The sequence below is a fragment of the Myxococcus sp. AM010 genome (assembly GCF_013372585.1).
GTDB lineage: Bacteria > Myxococcota > Myxococcia > Myxococcales > Myxococcaceae > Myxococcus > Myxococcus vastator.
Genome location: NZ_JABXEO010000061.1, coordinates 42,959 through 54,377, shown reverse-complemented (window position 1 = coordinate 54,377; position 11,419 = coordinate 42,959). Strand labels below are relative to the sequence as shown.

The following is an 11,419-nucleotide window of genomic DNA, read 5'->3' as shown; positions in this document are numbered from 1 at the left end:
AGATGTGTATAAGAGACAGGTCCTTGAAGATGCGCACGCCCTTGCCGCTCCCGCCGCCAATCATCCCTGGAATGGTGGCCTGGAGGGGCTTGGCGCCGGGCGGCTGGTAGACGACGCGGGCCTTCCGGGCGGAGGGCAGGGCGGCGCTGGTGGCGTCCACCAGCAGGTAGATGGTCTCGCCGTCCACGTGGAGCCGCTCGGGGTCCTGGCGGTGGTTGAACTCGGCCAGCAGCTCGCCGTCATCCACGGAGGAGGCCTCGCTGCCGAGCAGGCGGACCTTCACCCGCAGCCAGCTCGCGGCCGGGGCGCCTTCCTGGCTCGCGTAGTCGCGCACGCCCTGGATGACGACGGCGACATCAGCGCCGTTGCCGGGCGCCTTCTTCGCCGCCAGGCGCAGGCCCGTCTGCTTGCTGTTGTCGGTGTCCAGCAGCAGCGTGGTGTTGGCGCAGCGGTTCTTGCACGCGTCTCCAAACGGCACCTTGTCGAAGCGCAGGCGCATGGCGAAGTCACTGCCCTGGGGGCCGATGACGGCGTTGACGATGACGGGACGCTCCCCCTCCGGAGGCGCGGTGTAGCGGAAGGTGGCGCGCTCCTTGGCGGCGAAGGCGGTGCCGGCGAGCAGGGCGCAGAGGAGCAATGGGCGCTTCACGTGGAGACCTCCCAGAGACAAAAGGACCTATTCAAGAGGGAAGGGGGCCGCCGCTTCAAGTCCCGGACGTTAGAGTGGGGCTTTCGACGAGGAGGATTTCGCGATGCGTGAACCGTACGTGCGGCAGCTCAAGCTCGGGCCCATGGACAATTTCGTCTACCTGGTGGGCCCCCGCCACTCGGATGAAGTGGTGGTGGTGGACCCCGCGTGGGACGTGGAGGCCATCGAGCAGGCGGTGAAGCAGGACGGCAAGCGCGTGGTGGGCGCGTTCGTCTCACACTGCCACTTCGACCACATCAACGGCCTGCCGGACCTCTTGTCGAAGTGGGACGTGCCGGTGTTCGCGCAGCGCGAAGAGGTCCAGTTCTCCCCGGAGCTGCGCGAGCTGGGCGGCGCGCTGCGGCCCCTGGGGCCAGGGGACGAGGTGCGCGTGGGGACGGAGACGTTCCAGGCGCTGCACACGCCCGGGCACACGCCGGGCTCGCACTGCCTGCTGGCCGGCGACGCGCTCGTATCCGGGGACACCGTGTTCATCAATGGATGCGGCCGGTGTGACATGAGCGGCGGCGACCCGGAGGAGATGTACCGCTCCCTGTCCCAGGTGCTGGCGAAGGTGCCCGACAGCGCGAAGCTGTATCCGGGGCACGACTATGGCGACGTGCCGGTGACCTCCATGGAGACGGTGCGACAGAAGAACCCGTACTTCGCCTTCGACAGCGTGGACGCCTTCGTCGCGTTCCGCATGCGGCCGCGCAAGTAGCCGCCCGCGCCTCCGGTGTCTGGCGTCCAACGCGCGCTCACACCGGCGACACGTTTACCCCGAGTGCGTGCCTGTCTATTGAATCGCGCCCGGCAGGAGAGGCGTTTTCGCCTGCCGTGTTTCCTCGCAGTCCAGGCGTCGAATCAGGAGCGTTCTCATGTTTCAGGATCAGCTTTCCCCCCAGTCGCAGCAGATGTTCGGTGAGTCGCTGAAGGAGCGGGTCGTCGAAGCCGTTCGCGAGCAGATTGTCTCCACGATTGAGGACCGGCTTGGCCGCGAGGTGCGTGAGCGCGTGGGGGAGGCCATCCGCCACGCGATTTCCGAGCGCGGCGGCGGCATGCCGCAGGGGTACGGGATGATGCCCCAGGGCTACGGGATGCCGGAGCCGGAGCGCATCGCGGACGCGCTTTGCTCCCGCCTGGCTGAGACGCTGCGCGAGCGCATCGCCTCCGTGGTGCACGAGCGCATCCGCGACGGCATCCGCGAGCGGCTGGCCGAGTGCGTGCGCGCGGCGATGATCGAGCAGTGGCAGATGTCCTCCCACGGCTTCGGCGGCCCGGATGCCGAGCGGCTGGCGGAGACGGTGCGCACCCGGCTGCTGGAGTCCCTGCGCGAGCGCATCAACACCGCCGCGCATGACGGCGTGCGCGAGGCCCTGCGCGAGCGGCTGGCGGACACGCTGCGCTCGGTGATGTCGGAGCGCGTGCCCGGCTTCAGCCCCCACGACGCGGAGCGGCTGGCGGACGCCCTCCGCGGGCGCCTGGCCGAGGCCCTCCACGAGGGGCTGGTGTACAGCCTGCGTGAGCGCGTGCGCGAGTCCCTGCGCGAGCGCCTGGCCGACGGGCTCCGCGGCGTCATGACGCGCCAGTGGGGCGGCATGGCGGCCGGCTCGTTCGACCCCGAGCGCATCGCGATGACCCTCCAGGACCGGCTGTCCGAGGGGCTGCGCGAGCGCATCAACTCGGCGGTCCGTGAGCGCGTCCGCGAGGTGCTGCGGGAGCGCATGGGCGAGCTGCTGCGCGGCGCCATGGCCCGTCACCGGGGCACGATGGGCCAGGGCGGGATGATGGGGCAGGGCGGGATGATGGGGCAGGGCGGCTACGACGTGGAGCGGCTGGCGGACGCCATCCGCGGCCGCCTGGCGGATTCGCTGCGTGAGCGGCTCATCAGCAGCATGCGCTCGGAGCTGGACTCGGCGCTCCGCTCGCAGCTCCCCGAGGCCGTCCGCTCCGCGCTCGGTGAGGCGATGCGCGCCGGTCCGTCCACGCCGCAGATGCAGCACAGCGGTGGTGGCGCCGTCGACCCCGAGCGCATCGCGAGCGCGGTGCGTGAGAGCGTGAGCGCCGACGTCCGCGAGCGCGTGGGCGAGATGGTCCGCGAGCGCGTCTCCGAGGTCGTCCGCAACGAGCTGTCCAACGGCGTGCACGCCCCGCAGGCGTGATGCGACGTCTCCCCGGAGGCGCGACGGTGAGGTCCGCCGCCCGCCTCCGGGGAGGCAGTCTTCAGGGCGACGTCCAGTACATCGGACCGCCGTTCCAGGTGGTCGTGATTTCCATTTGCGGCGCCGCGTTCCAGGGCGACGGTGTGGTGAAGCCGAGTCCGACGCCCGCGGGCTGCTCCGTGCAGCCGGACGTGAGGAGGGCACCGGCCATCAGGACGGCCCAGGACAGCGAGCGGGGGGATGTGTGTCGGCGCAGACGCATGTGGGGTTCTCCTCGAGGGTGGCGCATCACGGCGCCGTTGCGGAGTTGGACGTCTCGAAGGGGTAGCGCTGGAGCGCGAGCACCGCGCCGCTCGGGTCGGCGATGAGCGCGAGCGAGCCGCCCCGCGCTTCCGGGCATGGGGCCAGCAACACGCGGCCCCCCAGGGCCTGGGCCCGTGCGGCGAGCGCGGCGGGGTCCTTCACGCGGATATAGGTGAGCCAGTTGGGGCGCGCACCCTTCACCGGGTTGGCCAGCACGCCGCCTCGGGGATGCGGTCCCTGGGCGAGGACGTAGTGCGGCCCGCCGCCGAGTGGGCGTTCGCGGACCTCGTAGCCCAGGAGCTCCTTGTAGAAGCCCGCCGCGGCGACGGGGTCCTGGGCCAGGTACTCCATCCACAAGAACTGGCCCTCATCGGGCACGCCCGTGTCGGCCGGGTCACCGGGCTGGGAGCGCACGAAGCCCACCGCCGCGCCTTGCGGGTCGGAGACCACGGCGGCCCGGCCGATGTTCCGCACGTCGATGGGGCCATCGAGCGCCTTGCCGCCGCGGGCGCTCACCTCGGTGACGGCGCGGTCCACGTCGGGCACGGAGAGGTAGCCGAGCCACAGCGCGCCTTCGCGTCTCTCGGCCGCGTTCGCCGGATGGACGATGCCGCCAATCCAGCGCCCCTGGGCGCGGATGAGGGAGTAGGGGCGGCGGCCGCCTCGGATGTCCACGAACTCCCAGCCGAACAGGTCGCCATAGAAGCGCTTCGCGGCGGCGGGGTTGTCGGTGACGAGGTCGTGCCAGACGAACTTGCCGTAGAGCGGGGTGGGCGACAGGGGGATGGCCGCGCGGACCGCGCTGTCGGGCGTGGACGCGCAGCCGCCCTGGGTGACGAGCGTGCCTCCCACGGCGCACACGCTGGCCAGCAGGAGTCCACCGCGAAGCCTCGCGCGCCACGTGCCAGGAAATCTCATCGTCTCTCCTCGTGCCGCGGCCCAAGGCCGCTCGCGGGCTGGAGGCCTCGATATGAGGCGGCGGCCTTCGCGCGACAACCCACGGGACGCATGCGTGCGATTGTGGGTGGGGCCGCTGTGTCCGGCGTGACGGCGTCTGGCCCTCGGGCGCTACATCTGAACGGCGGCGGACTCCAGCGTCATCCGCGCGTGGGAAGCTCGCGAAACGCCATTCCTTCCAAACCGAGCTGGCGCACGGTCTCCATGAACCGTTCGGTGCAAACGATGACGGTGGCGTAGTCACCGACGCGGAAGACATCGCAGTCGACGGGCAGGGATGCTGCGTCAAGAAGGGGTTCGTCCGGCAATCGAAGCGCGACCCGGCCGCAGGCGTCGCATGGCGGAGCAAGGTCCGATGGATGGCAGTCCGGATGAAGTCGGCCGCGAGGTTCGATTTGGAGTTCCAGCAACTCCGGGGGCTCCTTCTGACGGAACCTCAATTCCGTCTTGCAGCCCAGCAGCCCCCTGATGCCTTGAACCTGGAGGCGCTCGAGAGCATCTCGCCGCACGAGCCACAGAATGTCCCCCTGTGACGTCAGTGGGCCGAATCTCCCAGAGGCAGTGCCCTCAAGAGGCCCCAGTTGCGTGCCCGGCGGAAGTTGCACGCCGGAGGGCACCCAGGGGCGAACCCACTCTCTCAGCTGCGCGAGTTCCGAAACGGGAACAGGCCAGGGGCGCACGAAGCGCGACCGCTCAGGCAGGTGAGAAAGGTCCACCGAGGGGTACTGGTGCCCGGCTCCACCCCACGTCACGCCACAGGCGTGGCACTGCACGCCGGGCAGACGCCACTTGTGCGTGGCATCGAAGCTGCCGGTGAATGCCGGCGTCCGCTCCTTGCGTATCCAGAAGCACCGCATTGTCCGTTCAGGTCATTTGGCAGCGAAGGGAGGTAGGGTGTCAATCCTCTGTGAGGATGAAGCGGTCCTTGCCGTAGTTGCCCCTTCATCTCACTGACTTGACGAGTGCTTCGCGTACGCCCGAGAGTTGCTCCATGCTCGCATTTCGACTCTTCGCCATCCCTCTCGGGTTCCTAATTGGGTGCACAAGTGCTCCGAGTCGGGCTGTTCACCGACGGGATGCAATTCGGGCAATGAATGCAGCTGGGCCTGCATGGAGGAGCCAGGAAGGTTTTCAGGCTGTCTGATGAGGAATGAATCAGGAAGAGGCTCTCAGCACGGTGACATCCGCCATGCGCCTTCCTGATGGGAGCATTTCATCCGAAGCTACAGTTGCCGAACGCAGAGCGCAGGTAATGTACCGTTTTGCTGGTGGCTGTCTTGCAATGGTAGATGTTTTGTTTTTTTGAAGGTGCGGATGGCCGAGGAAGCTATGCGGACCTGCGCCATTTGCTCGCTTTGAAGTACGGGGAACCAATGCAGGAGGAATCGACGGACAAGGCATTGGAGTCGAGGGCGGCTGGTAGGGCAGCACGAGAAATCGGAAGGGGATTCCGTGACAGTGCACGCCTAATCGCAGGGGACGACCGCGAAGAGTCGACTGCAGAGGCCATTCGCGATGAAGCGCGGGAAATGCGGGAAGACAAGGCGCTCGACAGGTTGGCGGGGAGTCCGTTCTGGGGTCGATCAGTTTGGGAGACGGCTGAGTCCACTATCAATCTTGTGTCATCGCCCTCCTATCAGGGCAGTTTCGCTCTCGTCGTCCACTACAGTAGCGTCATGTTGAAACGTGCGCTGGAATCCGAGCAGCTCAAAGAACAGATGCGCCGAGCGAGTGAATTGTGAAATTGAGTTGCTTGTGCTTGTGGACTGAGGCGTCTGCTGGCTCTCACCATGAACATTCCAGTCGCAAGTGGTGCCGCTACACCCGACGCGCCCGCGTCGTGACGGGGGGCATCTGGAGCCCCTTGGGCCTGGCGTGCAGGGACGTGTACGCCGCCACCGCCAGCAGGACGATGGCGAGCAGCGACCACAGCGCTGCCCACACCACCGCGGGCACGTAGGTGAGGTCCGCCAGGAGCGCCGCGTCACTCTGCGAGCGCACCTCGCTGTTCCACAAGTCCGAGCGCAAATCGAACAGCGCATACAGCGCCGTGAAGGCCGCGATGAACAGGTTCAGCGCGTCCACCGCGCCATCCGGCAGGAACTTCGCGCCCAGCGCGAGCACCACGGCGGTGCCCAGGCAGAAGAGCAGGGTGAAGCCGTCCCCCGCGTACAGCACGCCCATGACGGTGAGCCACACGCTGGCGGCGCCCAGCACCCAGCGGCGGAGCCGGAAGCGGAAGGTGGCCAGCAGCAGCCCCGCGCCGGCCACCGCGCTGCCCAGGTAGCCCCCGGAGTAGACCGCCACCCTGGCAAACAGCCCCGGCGGCAGGCGGGACAGGCAGGAGCCCGACTCGTTGGCCGCCAGGTGGATGCGGTCCACCGAGCCCCCCACGAGCAAGGACGCCAGCGCGTGCCCGCTCTCATGCATCATCACCACCAGCACCTTCATGGGCCACAGGGCGGGCGAATCCCAGAAGTACCAGCCCACCCCCAGCATGAGGACGAGCAGGGCCAACCGGCCGAAATCGAGCTGTGCACCGCTGGCGGTCCGCATCGGTCGCTCCCTTCCTGGAACACCCCAACACGTGACACTACCGCGTCAGGGGCCCGAGCGGGGGACGGGGAGGCCGGGGCATGCGCGGACGCGCGGCGGCTACGGCTGCGGCACGCCCGACTGGTAGGCCTCGCGGATGGCCTGGGCGCAGGCGCGTGACTTCTCGCCCTCTCCATTCGCGCCGAGCTGGCGACTGCGGGCCAGGAGCATGTACCGGTTCCCGGCGGCGTTCACCCAGGGATAGAAGCCGAACGCTCCCGCTGAGGAGTGGCCCGTCACCGTCCACGCGCCATTGACAGTCTCTCCCTCAATCCAATGCCCGAGCCCGTAATACGCCGTGCCCGCCGTCCACGGCGTGAAGGACACGCCGGGGCCCCCCTGCCAGGCGGGGATGGCATCCGCGGTCAGCTTGGAGGACAGCGCGTACTGCCCGTTGAGCAGCTTCATCAGGAAGACGCGGTAGTGCGCCGCGCTGCCCGAGAAACCTCCGGCCGGAGCAACGTCGCTGTCGGACTCCGGCAGGGTGGTGCCCAGCCGGGCGTTGAGCCAGTCCATGACGCTCAACACGCCCGTGCCCCGTCTCGCGCCGATATCGTCCAGGGCCAGCTTCTGCATGTGGCCTCCGTTATAGAAATACCGGCCATCCTGAAGCGGGCGGTAGGAGACGTCCTTGTAGGCGGGGCCGTAGCAATCCGAGACGCGCGTCCCGGCGTCCCCACACAAGGTGGTGTTCCCGTCGATGTAGCCGCTGGTGAAGTTGAGGCGCTTCTTCTCATCCGGGGTGAGGTTGGCGTACCCCTTCGACTGCACGTAGGCGCCCGCGTACAGCCACTTGCTCGCGGACGCGATGGGCATCACCGTCGTGGCCGACACGCCGCTGCCTCGCGGGATTCCATAGAGCGGCCCCGCGCCATCGCCAAGCTCCCAGTAGAAGTTCCCGAGCGGCGCGCAGCTCGCGGAAGCGTTGGCCGTGTCCAGCGCGGCCTGCTCGTACACCGTGAGGGCCGCGCGGGAGGTGCCCGGGGGCGCATCGGTGAGGAGGGCGACGGCGTCCTCGGCGGTGCCACAGCCGATGAGGCCCAGGGCCAGCAGCCCGCGCGCGGAGATGAGCGTCTTCCTTCTGTCGTACTTCATGGGGTGATTCCTCCGGAGAAATGTCCTGTGAACCCGGGAGGCGTCCGGAAGTTGCGCGAAACGGGGACGTGGTGGCGCGGTGCTGCCCGTGAACAGGCCTGGCGGCCTTCGCCCCTCGGCGAAGGCCACTGCGCAGAGGCCGCCTCCTCCGGGTGCGCCTTCCACGAGAAAGCCCGGTCTCCAGGCCGCGAAGCGTCACGGCAAAGGGAGTCGCTTGCGGGCGCCGGACGGAGTAGGGAGAGATACCATGAAGAAGACGCTCCTCCTCCTGTCGCTCGTGGCTGCCCCCGCTCTGGCCGGGGAAGGCAAGTGGACTCCCCAGCAGGTCCTGGAGCTGGACCCGGCGTGGTTGCGCGCCCAGGGCCTCCAGGTCTCCCCCAAGAAGCTCTGGGACCCGAAGCGTGGCACCGGCCTGCTGGCGGGTGCGGTGAACGTCGGTGGGTGCTCGGGCGCGTTCATCGCCGCCTCGGGCCTGGTCATCACCAACCACCACTGTGCCTTCGGCGTCATCCAGGAGCACAGCACGCCGCAGCGCGACCTCATCACCCAGGGCTTCCTCGCCTCCAAGCGCGAGGACGAGCTGCCCGGCAAGGGCTCCCGCGTCCAGGTGCCCCGCAGCTTCACCGACGTGACGAAGACGGTGCTCGCCGCGGTGCCCGCGAACGCGGATGACATCACCCGCTACAAGGCCATCGAGCGGAAGCAGAAGGAGCTGGTCGCCGAGTGCGAGAAGCGCCCCGCCACCCGCTGCCAGGTGGCGACGTTTGATGGCGGCGTCAACTACACGCTGGTGGACGCGGTGGAGCTCACCGACGTGCGGCTCGTCTACGCGCCGCCGCGCGCGGTGGGCGAGTACGGCGGCGAGGAGGACAACTGGATGTGGCCGCGCCACACCGGTGACTTCGCCATCCTCCGCGCGTACACCGCGCCGGACGGCGCCTCCGCGCCGTACAGCGACAATAACGTCCCCTACAAGGCGGAGTTCTTCTTCCCGCTGGCCACCCAGGGCGTGAAGCCCGACGACTTCGTCATGGTGCTGGGCTACCCGGGCATGACGTACCGCGCGCTGCTCGCGGAGGAGATGGCCGAGCGCCAGTCGCGCCTCTACCCGCGCATGCGCGACGTGTTCGGCGAGGCCATCCGCATCCTGGAGGCGGAAGGGGAGAAGGACCCCGCGGGCAGCATCGCCGTCGCCTCGCAGCTCAAGGGCCTGCACAACGTCTACAAGAACTCGGGCGGTCAGCTCGCGGGCCTGAAGCGGGGCCGCATCGTGGAGAAGCAGCGCGAGGCGGAGGCCGCCGTCGCGGTGTGGGCGAAGAAGGCGGGCGCGAAGTGGCAGCCGGCGCTGGACGCGCGGGCCGCGCTGCTCGTCGAGCTCTCCGCCATCTCGAAGGCCTTCGAGCGTGAGTTCCTCCTGGCCGCGTCGTCGCGCCTGGCGCGGGCCCCGGCCCTGGCGGTGACGGTGTCGCGGCTGGCCGCGGAGCGCGCCAGGCCGGACCTGGAGCGCCGCCCGGAGTACATGGAGCGCGAGCACGTCCGCATCAAGGACCGGCTGGAGCGTGAACAGAAGAACCTGTTCCTCCCCGCCGAGCGCCAGCTGCTGCTGGCCTTCGTGCGCCGCGCGCAGGCGCTGGGCGCCGACGAGCGCATCGCCGCGGTGGACAAGCACTTCGGCAAGACGTTCTCTGAGAAGGCCGTCCTGGCGAAGATTGACGCCATGTACGCGGGCACCCAGGTGCTGAAGCTGGACGAGCGCCTGAAGATGGCCACCGAGTCGGTGGGCCAGCTCGAGGCGCGCAAGGACCCGCTGCTCGCGTTCGGCCTGGACCTGGCCAGGGAGCAGGCCGCGCTCGACGAGGTGAAGGACCGGCGCCAGGGCGCCTCGCTGCGGCTGCGGCCGGAGTGGCGCAAGGCGGTGCTGGCGCACGCGGGCAAGCCGGTGGCCCCCGACGCCAACAGCACCCTGCGCGTGAGCTTCGCCAAGGTGCGGGGCTACGCGCCGCGGGATGGCGCCATCTACACGCCGCAGACGACGCTGTCGGGCATGCTGGCCAAGCACACCGGCGAGGAGCCCTTCGACGTCCCGGAGAAGGTCTCCAAGGTCGCCGAGGCGAAGCGCTTCGGCGCGTGGCAGGACAAGAAGCTCAAGGACGTCCCGGTGAACTTCCTGTCGGACGCGGACACCACCGGCGGCAACTCCGGAAGCCCCACCGTCAACGGCAAGGGCCAGCTGGTGGGCGTCAACTTCGACCGCGTCTGGGAGAACGTGGCCAACGACTTCGGCTACAACCCGGACGTGGCTCGCAACGTCAACGTGGACGTGCGCTACATCCTCTGGATGCTGGACCAGGTGGAGGACGCGGACGTGCTGCTGCGCGAGCTGGGCGTGCGCAAGGGCCCGCCGGTGGCGAGGGAGACGCGCTGATGTCGGACGCGGGGGACGGCTCGCTTCCTTTTCCGGTCTTCAAGCCGGAAGAGCGCGTGTGTGGCAACTGCAAGCTGTTCAGCCCGCAGTCGGTGGATGAGCGCCGGGGCTGGGTGGGCGCATGCCGGCTGCACTCGTGGCGGGGCAACTTTCCCCCGTCCGCGCCCATCTGCGACAAGTACACGCCCCGGGGGAGCGCGGCCCCCCTGGCGGCTGCACCCGCGCGCGAGCGGACCGCGCGCAGCGTGGCGCCGGTGGTGGTCCGGCGCCGCGCGGACCCCAACGACGTGGTGGACCTGGAAGGGTTGAGCATGACGCGTGAAGAGCTGATGGACATCTTCCGGGAGGCGTCTGGCTTGCTGGACTCGCCGCCCCTGGCCAACAAGTGGGAGGGCGGCACGATGCGGCTGGTGCCCGCCAACACCGAGCTGCAGCCCAAGGACCTGCCCATCGACAACCTGTTCCACAAGGTCGTCATGGTGCGAGACAGGCTCCGGGTGCTGGAGCAGAAGCTCAACGCGCACCCGAAGCTGTCTGACGCGGAGAAGGTGGAGCTGCAGAGCTACATCACCCGCGTCTACGGCTCGCTCACCAGCTTCAACGTCCTCTTCAAGGAGAAGACGAACCAGTTCGTCGGCTCGAAGAGCGAGGACTGAGCCCGTCCCCGCTCAGGGCTGCTGGCCGCGCTCCTCCATCAGGCAGAGCGTGCGCTGGCGGGCGCGGTGGAGCGTGCTCTTCACCGTGCCTTCGGGGATGCGCAGCAGTCGGGCGATTTCCGGGTAGCTCAGCCCGCGCACCTCGCGCAGGTACAGCACCTGTCGCTGCTGCTCGTTGATGTCCTCCAGCGCCTCACCGAAGTGGCGCTCCATCTCCGCGCCCACGGCGAGGGCTTCCGGGGACAGGGGCTCCTGGACATCGTGGCTCAGCCTGTCCCGGCGCTTGCGCGCCCGCAGCCAGTTGATGCTGCTGTTCACCATGACCCGGTGCAGCCAGGTGCTCCACGCCGCGCGGCCGCCGTAGCCGGGGGCGCGGCGGGCGAGCCGGGCGAAGACGTCCTGCACCACGTCTTCCGCGTCGGCGGTGTCACCGACGATGCGTCGGGCAATGGCCAGCGCGCGAGGACGGTGCTCGGTATACAACTCGGACAGCGGCGGAAGCGCGTATGCGTGCATGACGGGTGCTCTCCTGACACGC

The 11,419-nt window shown here is 69.0% G+C and carries 10 protein-coding genes; 4 read left to right on the top strand and 6 right to left on the bottom strand.

Annotated features, from left to right (window positions below; genetic code table 11):
• Positions 1-752 precede the first annotated feature (752 nt).
• Both HV826_RS25090 and HV826_RS25085 read left to right on the top strand, forming a co-directional pair.
• Positions 753-1,409: an MBL fold metallo-hydrolase gene (locus HV826_RS25090; protein WP_176419506.1), complete on the top strand. Its 657-nt coding sequence runs from the start codon at positions 753-755 to the stop codon at positions 1,407-1,409.
• 157 nt (positions 1,410-1,566) lie between these two features.
• Entirely contained in the window at positions 1,567-2,850 is a 1,284-nt protein-coding gene (locus tag HV826_RS25085; RefSeq protein WP_176419505.1) for a hypothetical protein, read from the top strand.
• 61 nt (positions 2,851-2,911) lie between these two features.
• Here HV826_RS25085 and HV826_RS25080 read toward each other — a convergent pair whose 3' ends face one another.
• The 5 genes from HV826_RS25080 to HV826_RS25060 all read right to left on the bottom strand — a co-directional run bounded on the left by HV826_RS25080 (position 2,912) and on the right by HV826_RS25060 (position 7,800).
• The gene (locus HV826_RS25080) at positions 2,912-3,112 is read right to left on the bottom strand and encodes a hypothetical protein (protein WP_176419468.1); all 201 of its coding nucleotides are present in this window, start codon (positions 3,110-3,112) and stop codon (positions 2,912-2,914) included.
• 26 nt (positions 3,113-3,138) lie between these two features.
• Entirely contained in the window at positions 3,139-4,071 is a 933-nt protein-coding gene (locus tag HV826_RS25075) for a VOC family protein (RefSeq protein ID WP_176419504.1), read from the bottom strand.
• A 179-nt stretch (positions 4,072-4,250) separates the two neighbouring features.
• Positions 4,251-4,967: a double-CXXCG motif protein gene (locus HV826_RS25070; protein ID WP_176419503.1), complete on the bottom strand. Its 717-nt coding sequence runs from the start codon at positions 4,965-4,967 to the stop codon at positions 4,251-4,253.
• Positions 4,968-5,928: 961 nt separating this feature from the next.
• On the bottom strand, positions 5,929-6,666 hold the full coding sequence (locus HV826_RS25065; protein ID WP_176419502.1) for a M50 family metallopeptidase: 738 nt from the start codon (positions 6,664-6,666) through the stop codon (positions 5,929-5,931).
• Between the two features lie 99 nt (positions 6,667-6,765).
• Positions 6,766-7,800: a hypothetical protein gene (locus HV826_RS25060; protein ID WP_176419501.1), complete on the bottom strand. Its 1,035-nt coding sequence runs from the start codon at positions 7,798-7,800 to the stop codon at positions 6,766-6,768.
• Between the two features lie 247 nt (positions 7,801-8,047).
• Between HV826_RS25060 and HV826_RS25055 the strand changes: the two genes are divergently transcribed.
• Both HV826_RS25055 and HV826_RS25050 read left to right on the top strand, forming a co-directional pair.
• The gene (locus HV826_RS25055; RefSeq protein WP_176419500.1) at positions 8,048-10,225 is read left to right on the top strand and encodes a S46 family peptidase; all 2,178 of its coding nucleotides are present in this window, start codon (positions 8,048-8,050) and stop codon (positions 10,223-10,225) included.
• The gene (locus HV826_RS25050) at positions 10,225-10,881 is read left to right on the top strand and encodes a hypothetical protein (protein ID WP_176419499.1); all 657 of its coding nucleotides are present in this window, start codon (positions 10,225-10,227) and stop codon (positions 10,879-10,881) included. The genes HV826_RS25055 and HV826_RS25050 overlap by 1 nt, the downstream gene beginning before the upstream one ends.
• Positions 10,882-10,893: 12 nt before the next feature.
• Here the strand turns inward: HV826_RS25050 and HV826_RS25045 are convergent, their stop codons facing one another.
• Positions 10,894-11,397, bottom strand: a complete 504-nt coding sequence (locus tag HV826_RS25045) for an RNA polymerase sigma factor (RefSeq protein ID WP_176419498.1) — start codon at positions 11,395-11,397, stop codon at positions 10,894-10,896.
• Positions 11,398-11,419 lie beyond the last annotated feature (22 nt).